At 35.7% G+C, this 14902-nt stretch carries 11 protein-coding genes; 7 read left to right on the forward strand and 4 right to left on the reverse strand.

Annotated features, from left to right (window positions below; all coding sequences use genetic code 11):
• Positions 1 to 28: 28 nt before the first annotated feature.
• Complete coding sequence (locus OL234_RS02265) at positions 29 to 2662, reverse strand: YfhO family protein (RefSeq protein WP_275469557.1); 2634 nt, start codon at positions 2660 to 2662, stop codon at positions 29 to 31.
• A 642-nt stretch (positions 2663 to 3304) separates the two neighbouring features.
• Between OL234_RS02265 and OL234_RS02270 the strand changes: the two genes are divergently transcribed.
• Positions 3305 to 5380 (forward strand): KUP/HAK/KT family potassium transporter, encoded by a 2076-nt coding sequence (locus OL234_RS02270; RefSeq protein WP_275469558.1) that lies wholly within the window; start codon positions 3305 to 3307, stop codon positions 5378 to 5380.
• A 47-nt stretch (positions 5381 to 5427) separates the two neighbouring features.
• Here the strand turns inward: OL234_RS02270 and manA are convergent, their stop codons facing one another.
• Positions 5428 to 6396: a mannose-6-phosphate isomerase, class I gene (manA, locus tag OL234_RS02275; RefSeq protein WP_275469559.1), complete on the reverse strand. Its 969-nt coding sequence runs from the start codon at positions 6394 to 6396 to the stop codon at positions 5428 to 5430.
• Positions 6397 to 6450: 54 nt separating this feature from the next.
• Positions 6451 to 7473: a serine hydrolase domain-containing protein gene (locus OL234_RS02280; protein ID WP_275469560.1), complete on the reverse strand. Its 1023-nt coding sequence runs from the start codon at positions 7471 to 7473 to the stop codon at positions 6451 to 6453.
• A gap of 193 nt (positions 7474 to 7666) precedes the next feature.
• Between OL234_RS02280 and OL234_RS02285 the strand changes: the two genes are divergently transcribed.
• From OL234_RS02285 to OL234_RS02295, 3 genes are all read left to right on the forward strand, one after another.
• Complete coding sequence (locus OL234_RS02285) at positions 7667 to 8212, forward strand: hypothetical protein (RefSeq protein ID WP_275469561.1); 546 nt, start codon at positions 7667 to 7669, stop codon at positions 8210 to 8212.
• Between the two features lie 189 nt (positions 8213 to 8401).
• Entirely contained in the window at positions 8402 to 9568 is a 1167-nt protein-coding gene (locus OL234_RS02290; RefSeq protein ID WP_275469562.1) for an MFS transporter, read from the forward strand.
• 251 nt (positions 9569 to 9819) lie between these two features.
• Complete coding sequence (locus OL234_RS02295) at positions 9820 to 11025, forward strand: NAD(P)/FAD-dependent oxidoreductase (RefSeq protein WP_275469563.1); 1206 nt, start codon at positions 9820 to 9822, stop codon at positions 11023 to 11025.
• Positions 11026 to 11051: 26 nt separating this feature from the next.
• Here OL234_RS02295 and OL234_RS02300 read toward each other — a convergent pair whose 3' ends face one another.
• On the reverse strand, positions 11052 to 11447 hold the full coding sequence (locus OL234_RS02300) for a DUF4828 domain-containing protein (protein ID WP_275469564.1): 396 nt from the start codon (positions 11445 to 11447) through the stop codon (positions 11052 to 11054).
• A 209-nt stretch (positions 11448 to 11656) separates the two neighbouring features.
• Here OL234_RS02300 and sfsA point away from each other — a divergent pair, with 209 nt between their 5' ends.
• The 3 genes from sfsA (at position 11657) to OL234_RS02315 (ending at position 14893) form a co-directional block, all read left to right on the forward strand.
• Entirely contained in the window at positions 11657 to 12421 is a 765-nt protein-coding gene (gene sfsA, locus OL234_RS02305; RefSeq protein WP_275469565.1) for a DNA/RNA nuclease SfsA, read from the forward strand.
• A 1-nt stretch (position 12422) separates the two neighbouring features.
• A complete protein-coding gene (locus OL234_RS02310) occupies positions 12423 to 13424 on the forward strand; it encodes a Gfo/Idh/MocA family protein (protein WP_275469566.1) in 1002 nt (333 codons plus the stop codon).
• A 140-nt stretch (positions 13425 to 13564) separates the two neighbouring features.
• On the forward strand, positions 13565 to 14893 hold the full coding sequence (locus OL234_RS02315) for a DEAD/DEAH box helicase (protein ID WP_275469567.1): 1329 nt from the start codon (positions 13565 to 13567) through the stop codon (positions 14891 to 14893).
• The last annotated feature ends 9 nt before the right edge of the window (positions 14894 to 14902 follow it).

The raw sequence follows: 14902 nt of genomic DNA on the forward strand, positions 1-14902 counted from the left end.
CTGATAACAAGAAAAAGAAGGAGCTTATTCATAAGCTCCTTCTTTTTTGTTTAAACTTTCTTTGATACCAATAAAATAAACTTGAGCAGAGGAATAATAAAGCTAGACCCAGTTTGAAACCAGCTGGTAAAAATTTGAAGGTAAGGACATGCCTCCCTTTAGGAACCTTGACAGTAATTAAGGCTTTTTGATAAGCCTTAATAGGGATTTTTTGCCCATCAAGATAGGCATGCCACCCTTTATCGTAAGGAATTGTGGTAAATAGTAACTGATCCTCTTTAGCATGGATGTCTGCTGTAGCGCTACGTCCTTTTACTTGAAAAGGGACTTGTTTTTTAGCGAGAGCGGTAAACGCTTTTTGGTAGGTGTCAGTGTCCAATAAAACAACGGGTGGTTGGATCACCGTAATCTGATCTGCTCCGCTAAAACTCACTGAAAATGTAAGGGGTGTTTGTTTAGGATAAAAGCCTAAATCCAAATACTGACCGGTAGTTTTTAAGGGCGTTTGTCGTGTGTTCCCATTTATTGTTAGTTCTACGCTAGCATTCTTTAACTGATATAAATCGGTTGGAAACAAGCTGAAGTAAACCTGTTTATGGGCAGGAACTGTGAGAGTCCATGTAATTACTTGAGGTTTATCAACTGATTTGGCTTTAAAAGTTGTTTTTCCACTATCTGTTGTGACAAGGCTATTGGTAGTTGCAGATAGTGTTGGTAAAGTAAACTCATAAAAATGATCATCTCGTTGGCTTAATTGGTTGGTAAGATTTTGTTGAGCTGTGAGATTGTCATTTTTGGGCAAGTCTGTTTGAAATAGATTAGAATCAGTCAAGATCCCCAGAGACAAAGCATATCTGTTATGCCACATTTGGTAGGAGTTATTTTGACTACTTTTTTCAAAGCCAAATTTAGTGATCGGTTGCTGACTATGGTTATAGGTGATACCAAACAAACTATCCATCAATAGCGTATTATTTTGATAACGGATATTCAAATTAGTTCCTCGGGAACGAAATCCCAAGGTATTCAATAAGCTTGAACTTGGACGGTTACGAATAGATGAAAATTGACTGATGCCACTATAGCCATAATTAATTGAGTCGTTAGCAGAAATAGGATCAAGCGTTTCAATCCGATAAAATTCGTTCGACTTAGTAGTATAAGTTTGTTCAATTATTTTTTGATAATCAGGATGCGTATCACTATAAAGGCTCCTTGAAGCATAATGCCAATCATCTTTGATTCCATTTAAAGTCCCGTGAGTATTCACCGTAGCTTCTGCTATTATAGTGAGCAACAACATGATGGCTAATGACTTGGGAATACTAATCCATTTTTTTTGTTCAGGTTTTGTTGGGAAAATCTGAAAAAAAATAAGGCTAAAAAGATAAAGACCTAAAAATAAGAGGGTCATTACTAAATGTTGACTTGTTAAGTAAGTATAGTGATCAAAAGGATGAATTGTATAAGCTAAAATAAAGGCTAAATTTAATATTAAGCCGCTTAAAAGGAGTTTTGGTGTTTCTTCTTTGGTAAAAATTACTAAGCTTTTACCTGCTAGCATAATAATAGTGAAAGAGAAAGTAAAACTATAGCGGAATAAAAACATGTTTGGTGAGTGGAAACCATGCCAAAATAAGTTAAGTGGTTCAAAGTAAAAGCTAAGTGAAATGACCCCAAATAAGATCAAGAAAGCGAGTTTTTGTTTTTTATCAACTTTAGTACTTAAAAAGAAAAAGAGACAAAATAACAATGGCAGAAGACCAATGTAAATAAAAGGAATAGAATCATATTTGGTTGTATCATATACTCCAACCATATTTTTAATAACAATGTCCCAAAAGCCTGTGGCAGCAGTTTTTAAATTTGTCAGTTCGTTTAACTCTTCACCATTACTTCGCAAATCTAAAATGGTGGGTAAAATCATCACCATTGATGCGCCACCAGCTAGTAAGGACGTTATCATGTAATGACTAATCGTTTTTTTTGTCTCCTGCCAAGTGCTAATCACCTGAATAGCATAATAGAGAAAAGAATAGACCCCGATGATAAAGCCAAAATAAAAATTTGAAACAAAAAGTAAAAAATAACTGACAAAAAGTAACACAGGGGACTGCTTAGCTAATAGTCGATCTATACCTAAAATAATTAAAGGGAGATAAATAAATGCATCTAACCACATAATAAGTTCTGAGTGTGCCGTAATAAAAGACATTAGGCTATAACTAATCGCTAAACCAACTTGTAAGAGCGGTTGAATGTTAAAACGCTTGAGAGCGTAGTACCAAAATGCTAAACTGGCACTTCCAATTTTTAGAAGTGTTAATAAGTAGAGGGCATCAGGGATATTAGTATTGTCAAAAAAGAAGACCAAGGGCGTAAAAATACCACCCAAATAATAAGAAATTAAAGCATAGTAGTTTAAACCTAAAGAAGAATTCCAAGTATAGAATAGACTTTGTTTGCCATGAAGCATGTTATTAAAGCTAGCGTGAAAATTAGAAAATTGTGCATAAGAATCACTAGCCAAGATACTACGCTCACTTCCCCAATAGATTCCAAGACTAGCATAAGTTATCATCATAATGCTGATAGGAAGAAGGAAGGCCATCAAACCATACATGAAAGTTGGAGTAACGGCTTGTTTTAGTCGGGTTATCATAAAAAATCGCTCCTTAGTAATTGAGAATCGTTATTTTAGTCGCTTAAAAGACTCGAGCTAATTTTAACATATGTTATCTAAAAAAACTGGTTGTCTCATTAAGATAAAAATGAAATATATCAGACAAATAAAAAATTTTAGTCGGTTTTATATTATTCGAAAAAATCGCTGAAATAGCCAGTAGGATATAAATAAAACAAAATGTGAATAAAATAGTTTGAAATGGTTAGTAATGAAAAAAAACACAAAAAAACTTAAGTTTTTTTTGTGTTTTTAAGGACTAAATATAACTTTTAAATGCTTATATATCAATGTTTCTTCTCGTTTTTGTTTGAAATGAAAAAGAGAATGAAAAAATATAAAAAAAATAATGAAAAATTGGATTGACTTTCGATTTTAAAGGAATATAATAAGCTACATCGGTCAAACGATTCGTAAGAAAAATCATAGGGGAGTAGCTGACATAGATAGACTTTATGGCGTATTTTGTCTTAAAGTTTTCTGTGTTTTTAGATCAACTATTTAGTACAAATCGTACTGGTCTAAAATGAAATAGCAAGACCTGTGTATTGGAGAGCCTATTCCAATATGCAGGTCCCTTTTTATGGCGCAAAATTTTGGAGGCACAGGAGGAAAGTAGAGATGAAAAAAGAGCAACAACACCACCAAATTGACAAATTTAAAATAGGTGGTGCCTTAGTCGCAATGGGAGTTGTGTACGGGGATATCGGAACAAGCCCATTGTATGTAATGAAGGCTATTATTGAGGGGAATGGTGGGTTAGCCCATATTTCTGAAGATTTCATTATCGGGGCTGTCTCGTTAATTGTTTGGACATTAACTCTTTTAACAACAGTTAAATATGTCATGATTGCTTTAAAAGCAGACAACCATGGTGAGGGAGGGATTTTTTCGCTCTATACCTTGGTGAGAAAAGCCAGTCCTTACTTAATTATTCCGGCAATGATCGGAGGAGCGGCTTTATTAGCAGATGGTGTATTAACACCAGCCGTAACCATTACTACTGCTATTGAAGGGTTACGGGGTATCCCAACTTTCTATGATGCTTTTGGGAATGATCAAGGTGTCATTATGATTATTACTATAGCAATTATCTGTGTTTTATTTATGATTCAACGTTTTGGAACGGAAAAAGTAGGGAAGGCATTTGGACCAGTTATGCTGGCCTGGTTTACTTTTTTAGGGGCAGTTGGTATTTATAATTTTATGGGAAACCCTGAAGTCATTCGTGCCTTAAACCCTTACTATGCAGTCCGTTTATTAGTGAGTCCTGAAAATAAAGCAGGATTGTTTATTTTAGGAAGTGTCTTTTTGGCCACAACAGGAGCAGAAGCTTTGTATTCTGATATGGGACATGTTGGGCGTAAAAATATTTTAGGTAGTTGGCCATATATTAAAATTTGTTTATTATGTAACTATTTTGGTCAAGCCGCTTGGATTATTGCGATTAAAGATAGTCCGTATTATCAAAAAGTAGAGTTATTAAATCCATTTTTCCGGATGATGCCAGAAAATATCTCTGTTTTAGGGGTTGTTTTCGCAACAGTTGCGGCGGTAATTGCCTCACAAGCTTTAATTTCAGGTTCTTATACCTTAGTATCAGAGGCAGTAAAATTAAAATTATTACCACGATTTAAAATTATTTATCCAACAAATAAAAAAGGTCAATTATATATACCAGTTGTTAATACCATTTTATTGGTGACATGTATTGCGATTGTATTGTTCTTTAAAACCTCAGCTAAGATGGAAGCAGCTTATGGTTTAGCTATTACTGTTACTATGTTAATGACAACTGTCTTATTACTATTTTATTTATTAGAAAGAAAAATACCAAAAGTGATTTCATTTGGCGTTTTTATTTTCTTCGCAGCTATTGAGTCAATTTTCTTTATCTCAAGTGCGACTAAATTTTTCCATGGTGGTTTTGTAGCGGTATTTATTGCCTTAGCGATTCTTTTAGTCATGATTATTTGGGAAAAAGGTTCTCATATTCAGGAAAGTCAAAATCAACGCGTGTCATTATATGATTATCGTCAACAACTGAGTGATTTAAGTCATGATGAAAGCATTGCCTTGTATCAAACCAACGTTGTCTTTTTAACAAATAATCTAAAAGGGCATAAAATTGGGCGTGAAATCATGTATTCTATTTTGGATAAAAAACCAAAACGTGCCAAAGTTTATTGGTTTGTTAATGTCTTTGTAACAGATGAACCCTTTACTAAAGAATATCATGTTGACATGATGGACACGGATCATATTGTCAATATTCAACTACGCTTAGGTTTCCGTGTTAATCAAGATGTTAACTTATATTTACGCCGGATTGTACATGATTTAATGGAAGAGGGGAAATTACCAAAACAACCTCAAAAATACACAATCTATCCTGGTCGAGAAGTAGGGGATTTCTGTTTTGTTTTAATCAAAGAAGAGCTGTCAAGAAAGTCAGATTTAACTAACTTTGAACGCTTGATTATGCAAGCTAAATTAAGTATTAAATCGATCACTACGTCACCAGCTCGGTGGTTTGGTTTACAGTTTAGTGATGTTATTACAGAGAGTGTTCCTTTGAATATTCCCGGCTACAATCAACATTTAAAATGTGATCAATTGAAACAAGTTCAGGTTGATGATTTTTCTTCTGAAGAAGATGAAGAAGAGGATGACGAGTATAATTTAACTCGTGTTTAAACATACTAAAAAAGCTATTCCTTTTGGAATAGCTTTTTTTGTTCGAACTAGGCTTGTTCACCAGGTTCAGAAGCAATCAATTGCATGTCACCTTCTAAACGCCAAGACTTAATTTGATTGGGTAAGATAAAGTGTGAGCCTTTAGCTAAGTCGTAAGAGTATTCCTCTTTACCATCTGTTAAGACAAGGTGTCCAGCACCTTCTAAGACGCTAACAAGAGTATAATTTGCTTGTTGTTTGAAAGTAGTTACGCCTGAAATTAACCACTCATATACATTAAAGAAGGGAGTGCGCACATATTCAGTAATACTTGAGTTTCCAAGATTGGTTTGTTTGATGGCAAGTTTTGGATCATGGTGAGGGACAGTTGTCACATCAACTGATTGTTTGATATGTAACTCACGAGTTTGTCCGTCATCACCTTTTCGATCATAATCATAAACACGGTAGGTGGTATCACTACTTTGTTGTGTTTCTAAAATCATAATACCGGCACCAATGGCATGAATTGTTCCACTAGGTACATGGAAAAAATCACCTTTTTTAACTTTGATACGGCGTAATAAATCATCCCAACGACCTTCTTCAATCATTTGAGAAAGCTCTTCACGTGAAGTAGCATGATGACCATAAATAATTTCAGCACCCTCTTCAGCATCTATAACATACCAACATTCTGTTTTGCCAAGTTCCCCTTCGTGTTTTAAACCATAGCTATCATCAGGATGAACTTGGACAGATAAATCGTCATTAGCATCTAAAATTTTTGTTAAGAGTGGGAAAACATCCCCTTCGGCATTGCCGAAAAGTTCGCGGTTATTTGCCCATAATTCATCTAATTTTTTGCCTTTGTAAGGTCCATTTTCAACATGACATGTGCCATTTTTATGGGCACTGATTGCCCAGCATTCACCAATTTTACCCTCTGGTAGGTCATATCCAAAGACGGTATTTAGTTTGTCTCCACCCCAGATCTTTTCTTGAAAGACAGGTGCTAAAAATAAAGGTTGTTCCATTTTTTTAAATCCTCCTTATGTGTGATTAATCACGTGTTATATTATAGCAGATTTTTAAGGATGTTTCTCATTTAGATAAACGTTTAATAAGTGATCCCTTTTTTGTACATACTCCTCACGATGATCAATTGGATGAACTCTGTTTGATAAAAAGACAAAACATTCATTTTGCTCCGGATCTATGACTAAAAAAGTTCCTGTGTAGCCGGTATGAAAAAGGAGTGGGCTCTCGGAGTCTGCACGGTATTTTAAGTCCCAACCAAGAGAGCGTCCTAAATCACCTTGGGGGGTCCAGTCACGATAAAGCTGTTGGACTGTCTGGGGCTTTAAAAAACGTGTGCCATTTGGGGCGGTGCCACCATTTAAAAGCATTTGGCAGTAGATTAAACAATCGTCTAGAGTTGAGAAAAGACCAGCACTGCCACACTGTTCACCTAGAACAAAGGCTTTCGGATCGTGGACAGTTCCCCGGATAAGTCCTCGTTTTTGATGGTATTCAGTGGCTGCAATAGAGGAGTGCATATTGGATACGTTAAAGGCACTATTGGTCATGCTAAGAGGCTCTAAGACGTCTGTTGCGATGACGTCTTGTACGGGACGTTGGTAAAAATAATCAATTAAAAAACCTAGTAAGAGTGTACCAGTATCGGTATAGGCAACTTTTTTTCCACGCTGCTCTCCACTTTTGAGGTTTAAAAGCGCCTGTTTTAGTTCTCTTTCATTTAGTTGGTCACGATTTTCAATAAAAGGATTGATATCAGATGTATGAGTTAAGAGATCACGTGAAGTGACCACCCCATCTTGAAAGTCAGGTAAATAATTTTGAACAGGGGCATCTAAATCTAATTGCCCCTCTTCCCATAATTTTAAAATTAAAGAGTTAGTTCCAATCATTTTTGTCAAAGAAGCGATATCAAATAACGTTTCTCTTGTCATTTTTTGAGGGTGGGGTAGTAAGGTGGCACAGCCATAGGAATAGGCTTCAACCTGTCCATTTTTATAGAAGGCAAAATTAACACCAGGAAAGACCCCTTCTGCCAAATAAGATTTAATCAATGCGTGCGTGGTTGGATACATCCAAATCATCTCTACTTTCTATAGTTAGTAAGACTAGTATAGCAAAAAGTAAGGTTAAAATCAGTTGAGATAGGAGGAATAAATTAGGAAGGAAAGAAAAGAGATATCAGTCTTAAGGGCGATGCCTTTTTAGGAAGGAGGATTTAAAATAGAAGGGAGGCTAAAATAAAAATTGTTCTGAGAGGTAGAAAAAATGAGGTATATCTATTTAGTTCATACGGCAACTGATTCTTTATTAGGTCGTGCCATTGGCACCTATACTAAAAATCCTTACAACCATGTTTCTCTTGCTTTAGATGAGGAGCTGACTTTGGTTTATAGTTTTGGGCGCAAACAACCTCATAATCCATTCTTAGGTGGTTTTGTACGAGAAAATTTGACGAGTGGTTTATTTGAAAAAGCTAGTTGCTGTATTTACCGCTTGCCAATAGCTGATAAAGATTATGAAAGATTACGACAGATTATTATGACATTCGATGCGACGAAGGCAGCTTTACACTATAATTTATTGGGCTTAATTTTCCTCGCGTGTCGCCTTAATATTACAAGAGAAAACCATTTTTTTTGTTCGCAATTTGTGGCTCAAGTGTTACACGAAAGTGTCATAATTGAATTAGATAAAGCCTATCATTTAACAACACCTCAAGATTTAACTAAGATTAAAGGGTTAGAGCGGGTATTTCAAGGTGATTTATCACAATATTTTTTTAAAATAACAGGTGGCAGTTGCTTGGTCTGAAGTGGTGTGATAAGATAAAAAAATCAGGATATTTCAAAATTGAGATGACTGAAAAATAAATAGTAAAACTGATTAAAGTACGAATGTGTTTAATAGTCAACGTTTATTAAACAATTTTTCGTGCTTTAAGTTTATCTAAAAACAAAAAATGATGATTTTTTGCATCAGCGAAAGGAGTTAATGTATTAGATGAAAACAAAAGAAACAAAGAGAATGTTATTGATTGTCATTTCCAACTTATTTATGGTCTTTTTAGGGATTGGTTTAGTTATCCCAGTGATGCCAACTTTTATGCATCAAATGTCTCTATCAGGGCAAACTATGGGTTATTTAGTTGCGGCTTATGCCATGGCACAATTAGTATTCTCACCAATAGCAGGTCGTTTATCAGATTTATTTGGTCGTAAACGAATGATTGTCATAGGGATGGTTATTTTTGCCCTTTCCGAATTTATTTTCGGGATTGGTCATGTCGTCTCTCTGTTATATTTATCACGTATCTTAGGTGGTCTAAGTGCGGCGTTAATCTTCCCATCAGTCATGGCATTTGTGGCTGATATTACGACTCTAGAAGAACGTCCCAAGGCAATGGGGTGGGTCTCAGGAGCCGTAAGTGGTGGTTTTATTATTGGACCAGGAATTGGTGGCTTTTTGGGAGATATCTCAACGCGCCTTCCTTTCTATGTAGCAGCTATTTTAGGATTAGTAGGGTTTATTTTTGCGTTTATTTTCTTAAAAGAACCGGAGCATGAGGAAGCCAGTGAAGAAGTTGCTAAGACTAGTCTTAAGGAAGTCATCTTGACGCCAGCCTTAACTTTTCCATTTTTGATTATTTTAATTAATGCGTTTGGCTTAGCTGCCTTTGAATCAATCTATAGCATTTATGTGGATTTGAACTTTGGCTTTTCAGTTAAGGATATTGCAGTAGTTATTACTGCCAGTGGTGTTTTTGCACTTATTGCTCAATTAATCTTTTTTGATCCAATTGTAAGAAAAATTGGTGAAGTTGGTTTGATTAGACTATGTTTGTTAGCAAGTTCTGTTTTTGTTTTGGCAATGATTTTTGCTCAAGGCTACTGGAGCGTATTGATTTGTACGTTTGTTATTTTCTTAGCTTTTGATTTAATTCGACCGGCAATTACAACTTTTCTTTCGAAACATGCTGGTAGTAATCAAGGATCAGTTAGTGGTATCAATTCGGCACTGACAAGCGTCGGAAATATCGTTGGTCCAATTTTATCAGGAACCTTATTAGATATGAATACTCATTATCCTTATTATGTGGTGGTGGTTATTCTAGCTATAAGTTTTGTATTAACTTTAATGTGGAAAGTGGCACCAACTAAAACTTATTAGACAAAAAGTGTTATTTACTAAGGTAGATAACACTTTTTTATTTTTAATTAAAATATAACAGGTTAGTTTGTTATTTTAAGCTTTAATTGCCAGATTTTATAACAGTTTCCTTGGAATAAGAAACAGACTATTTCACATTTTAAGGAAAACATGGTTTAATGGAATAGTCTAAGAGAATTGTGTTTAAACACGCTGATTAGTTTGTGAAAATGTATGCACTTTTTTGAAAATGGTTTAGGAGGAATTGAAAAATGAGCAAGAAAAAAATGGTAGTATTAGGTGCTGGATATGCTGGATTACGTACAATTAAAGGGTTACAAAAAAAGAATATGGATTTGGATATTACATTAATTAATAAAAATTCATATCATTATGAAGCAACACAATTACACGAAGTTGCAGCAGGAACTAACCCAGGAGAAAAGATTTCGTTTGAAGTTAAAGACGTTATTGATGCCAACAAGGTTAACTTTATCCAAGATGAAGTAACAAAAATTAATCATGAAGCGAATGAAGTGTCACTAAAAAGTGGTAAAACGGTTTCTTATGATTACTTAGTCGTAGCGTTAGGCTTTGAGTCAGAGTCATTTGGTATTAAGGGTGTAGATGAGTTTGGTTGGCCACTAGTTGACATTAAAACAGCAGAGGCTGCCAAAGAGCAGTTAGATAAAAACTTGAAAAATTATCAACTTTCAAAAGATCCAAAAGATTTAAGTGTTGTAGTATGTGGCGCTGGTTTTACAAGTATTGAATATTTAGGTGAAATCACTAACCGGTTACCAAAATTAGCAGATAAGTTTAATTTCCCAGCTAATGAAGTTAAAATTACATGTATTGAGGCGATGCCAAAATTATTGCCAATGTTCTCAGAAAACTTGGCTGATTATGGGGTAGATGTTCTGAAAAAACGTGGAGTAGACTTTATTGTTGGAACACCGATTAAAGAAATCAAAGAATCATCTGTTGTCTATGAACAAGAGGGTGAATTAAAAGAAATCGAAGCAAGTACGATTGTTTGGACAACAGGGGTTCGCGGAAGTAGCGTAATTGGCGAATCAGGTTTTGAAGAGCGTCGTGGACGTGTGATGGTAGAATCAGACTTAACAGTTCCTGGTCAACCGAACGTCTTCATGATCGGGGATGTTAGCGCGGTCATGGATGAAGAATCAGGTCGTCCTTATCCAACAACTGCTCAAATTGCCATGGCTCAAGCAGACCATGTGGTTGATACAATGGAACGTAAATTGGCTGGACAAGAGCCAACAGCATTTAAATATAATTCATTAGGAACGGTTGCTTCTTTAGGTAATAATGACGCAATTGGCCATACAATGAACAAAGATTTTAAAGGCTATATTGCTTCAGTGATGAAAAAAGGGATTGCGGATAAATCATTGTTACAAGTTGGGACACCTTCTGTATTACTTAAAAAAGGTCGTTTTGATTTTTACCATTAAGCAATTAAAAACACCTAAGGACTTATTTAGTCCTTAGGTGTTTTTTTATAGGGTAAAAGATTGTAAATTTGGTCATTGGCTTCATCATAAAAATGAGTAACACCATCTAAGTGATAGTAAAAAGTTAAGTGATAGCCATACAGATCCTGTAAGATTAGTTTGTCTTGGGAAAGAGCTATTATTGTGACTTGAAAGGGTGTATTGTTGACCTTTAGATTTAAGTTGTCTGTTATTTCAATAATGTATTCTAGCTCATTGTTAGGATCGGAAAATTGCCATTTTCCTAAGTAAAGTTTCTTTAAGTTTTGTTTGTTAGGAGTGATTTTTTTTTCTTTAGTCGTTATTTTTTTTAATAGGCGCTTGCTAACTAGACCTAAGGCTAGCGAACAGCCAACTAAAAAACGTAGTCGCGTTCGAGACATATCTTACCAGTCCTTTTTAATATTGTTTATTATCAATCTATAATGAACAATGTTAGGTTATTTGTGTTGGAAACGCAAGGGATAACTGTAGCAAACATAGTCTTTAATGTAGGCTATTGGTAGAAAAGACAGCAGGACATGTAGAGAAGTTAGCTTAAAAAAACAGTGTTATGACACTAAATAGTGTATAATAAATACAGTTTTAAAATATGAAAGATAAAGGAGGCGCATCCTTATTGGCTAGCTATTCAGATGTGGTAGTAGCTAAGTTTGTTGAGCGGGACAATCGCTTTATCGCACGCTGTCTTTTACCAAAAAATAATGAAGAAGTCATCGTCCACGTTAAAAATACAGGACGCTGCCGGGAATTGTTAATACCAGGCGTCTCTGTTGCCATTAATTATCAACCAGCTAAAAGTCGTAAGACAGATTATGATCTGATTGCGGTCAAAAAAGATGATCGTTGGATTAATATAGACAGTCAAGTTCCAAATAGTTTAGCCGAGGATGCTTTAGCAAGTAGTCAAATTCACTTGCCGTATTTATCTGGTGAAATTATTAAAATTGAGCGGGAAGTAACTTTTGGCAATTCTCGTTTTGATCTCTATTTAGAGACAGCAACAGGTCAAAGAGTAATAGTTGAAGTTAAAGGAATGACGTTAGCCAATCAAAGTCTGGCAGCTTTTCCAGATGCACCTAGTGAAAGAGCTTTAAAGCATGTCAAGGAGCTAACAATCTTGCAAGCAGAAGGGTATCAGACCTATGTTTTATTTATTGTTCAACTAGCAGGTATTAAGCAAACAACGCTTTATGAAAAGCGCCAACCAGCTTTAGTTAAAGCCTTTAAACAGGCTATGGCGCAAGGACTAAAAGTGATTGCTTATCAATGTCAAGTGACAAAGGATACGATTGATATTATGGGGGAAGTCCCCTTTCAAATAGAGACTAACTTTAATGAGGAAGAAGGAAATTAACATGATAAAACTTGGAGTAATTGGAACCAACTGGATTTCAACACAATTTGTAGAAGCGGCTCTAGCATCAGGGAATTATGAACTGACAGCTGTTTATTCTAGAAAATTAGCTACAGCAGAAGCTTTTGCGATCGGGCATGAAAAAGTTGCTTTATTTGATGAGTTAGAAGCTTTTTTTGCTTCAAAAGAATTTGAGGTGATTTATATAGCCTCACCCAACAGCTTACATTATGAGCAAGCAAAAGCTGCCATGTTACATGGTAAGCATGTCATTATTGAAAAACCGGCTGTTTCTAAAGCACTAGAATTTAAAGAGTTAGTCGCCGTAGCTGAAAAACAAAATTGTTTAATGTTTGAAGCAGCTCGAAATATTCATGAAGAGAGTTTTAAAGAAGTAACAAAATTATTACCGTCCCACGACGACATTATTGGAGCAAATTTAAGTTTTATGAAATACTCATCTCGTTTTGATAATGTTTTAGCTGGAGAAGAACCTAATATATTTTCTCCAGAATTTTCTGGAGGGGCTTTGATGGATTTAGGTGTGTACTTACTCTATGCCGCCGTGTCTTGGTTTGGTCGCCCTGAGAGTGTTCATTATTTTGCTAGACGTGTGCCAACAGGAGTCGATGGCATTGGAACAATCATATTACGTTATGAGACATTTGATGTTAACTTATTAACAGGGAAAATTGCTGATAGCTTTTTACCTTCTGAAATTTATAGTTTGGAGAAAACGATTAGTTTGAATGCTGTCAATAGTATTGAAGCGATTACGATCCATGATCGTAAGGCTAAGGTAGTTAAGGATCATCCGTGTCATAAAGAGGCCAATCCAATGATTGAAGAAGCTCGAGCGTTTGCAAAAGTGATAAAAGCACCTCTGGCCGAAGATAATCAAGTTGATTATCGTCAGTGGTTAGCCATTGGGTTAGTTGTTCATGAGATCATGGAAGAGTTACGTTTATCTGAAGGAATTACCTTTGCAGCAGACAACAAATAGACGTAGTGAAATAGTGAGTAGACCTTGAAGAGCGAACGCAATTAATAGTATGATAAAAGGTGCGTATGACCTGTTGCTACTATATAAATAAAGATAGTGGCAGAAACTGTGCAAAATAAGAGGATATAGGAGCAACAAATATGGATTTTAAAACAAAATTACCAGAAAAATGGCAAACACATTGGGATGAATTAGGCTATACAGAAGCCTCATTGATTCAAAAAGAAACGTATGAGCCATTATTAAATAAAGAAAGTCTAGTAGGCGTATCACCAACTGGAACAGGTAAAACTTTAGCGTACTTGTTCCCCCTACTTCAGGCTATTAAACCAGGTGAAGGCAATCAATTGTTGATCTTACTACCATCGCAAGAGTTGGCCGTACAAGTTGCCAATGTGGCGAGAGAATGGGCAACACTTTTAGAATTAAACGTTCAATCGTTGATTGGAGGGGCTAATGTCAAACGCCAAATTGATAAGTTGAAAAGTAAGCCCGAAGTCTTAGTTGGGACGCCTGGTCGAGTGGTTGAGTTATGTAAAAATAAAAAGGTCAAAGCTCACTTGTTACAAACGGTTGTCTTGGATGAAGCTGATCAATTAGTAGAGACAAATGAGTTGAATGCTACCATGACGATTCTTAAAATGCTAGATAAGCAAGCTCAATTAGTTTGTGTTTCTGCTACAGCGATTGATGTTCAAGCTCAATTAGGTGATCATGGTCAACGTGAAATGACAACGATTGATGTTAGCCAGAAGGATCAATCAAAAGGAATTGTCACACATGGCTATATTAAAACACCGCCTAGAAAACGTGCAGAACTACTAAAAAAATTGGCTTATGTCAAAGATTTTAAAGCAATTGTCTTTTTTAATGAAGTACAAGAAATGGGGCTTGTAGCGGATAAGTTATCTTATCAAGGTGTACCAAATGCCACGCTTGCTTCAGATCAAAATAAGTTAGAACGACGTTTGGCTCTATCAGCTTTTGCTGATGATAAGGTTTCACTATTATTAACCACAGATATTGCAGCGCGTGGCTTAGACTTTGTTGATTTGCCGTTTGTTATTCATTATGATGTGCCTTATGTAGTTGAAAATTACGTGCATCGTTCAGGTAGAACAGGCCGTATGGGTAAAGATGGTACGGTAATGTCACTGGTGGGTGATTATGAATTGAAAGATTTGAAAAAAATGGCAAGACAACACCCTGCTATGGGAGACTTAGTCGAGTGGTATGTGCACAGCAGTCAAATTTTACCCATTTCAGAACGTGTCAACAGCCAAGAAGATCAAAGTGAGGTGCCTCACGACAAACATGATTTGGCTAAAGGCGTCAAGACACGCTCTTCAGAACTAAGTCAAGGTGGTTTTTCTGGCGAATTAAAAGCTAAAAAGAAGAAGGTAAGTAAAAAGAAAGTCAAAGCTAAAACTAAAAATAAAAAAGCAAAAATAAAGAAAAAGCAGGACTAGTTAGCTAGT

This window comes from Vagococcus intermedius, from assembly GCF_029144185.1.
Lineage (GTDB): Bacteria > Bacillota > Bacilli > Lactobacillales > Vagococcaceae > Vagococcus_D > Vagococcus_D intermedius.

What these genes read in the sequence shown, in the direction of transcription:
- OL234_RS02265 (WP_275469557.1), bottom strand. Translation starts at nt 2,662, where the DNA reads ATGATAACCCGACTAAAACAAGCCGTTACTCCAACTTTCATGTATGGT.
- OL234_RS02270 (WP_275469558.1), top strand. Translation starts at nt 3,305, where the DNA reads ATGAAAAAAGAGCAACAACACCACCAAATTGACAAATTTAAAATAGGT.
- manA (WP_275469559.1), bottom strand. Translation starts at nt 6,396, where the DNA reads ATGGAACAACCTTTATTTTTAGCACCTGTCTTTCAAGAAAAGATCTGG.
- OL234_RS02280 (WP_275469560.1), bottom strand. Translation starts at nt 7,473, where the DNA reads ATGTATCCAACCACGCACGCATTGATTAAATCTTATTTGGCAGAAGGG.
- OL234_RS02285 (WP_275469561.1), top strand. Translation starts at nt 7,667, where the DNA reads ATGAGGTATATCTATTTAGTTCATACGGCAACTGATTCTTTATTAGGT.
- OL234_RS02290 (WP_275469562.1), top strand. Translation starts at nt 8,402, where the DNA reads ATGAAAACAAAAGAAACAAAGAGAATGTTATTGATTGTCATTTCCAAC.
- OL234_RS02295 (WP_275469563.1), top strand. Translation starts at nt 9,820, where the DNA reads ATGAGCAAGAAAAAAATGGTAGTATTAGGTGCTGGATATGCTGGATTA.
- OL234_RS02300 (WP_275469564.1), bottom strand. Translation starts at nt 11,447, where the DNA reads ATGTCTCGAACGCGACTACGTTTTTTAGTTGGCTGTTCGCTAGCCTTA.
- sfsA (WP_275469565.1), top strand. Translation starts at nt 11,657, where the DNA reads ATGAAAGATAAAGGAGGCGCATCCTTATTGGCTAGCTATTCAGATGTG.
- OL234_RS02310 (WP_275469566.1), top strand. Translation starts at nt 12,423, where the DNA reads ATGATAAAACTTGGAGTAATTGGAACCAACTGGATTTCAACACAATTT.
- OL234_RS02315 (WP_275469567.1), top strand. Translation starts at nt 13,565, where the DNA reads ATGGATTTTAAAACAAAATTACCAGAAAAATGGCAAACACATTGGGAT.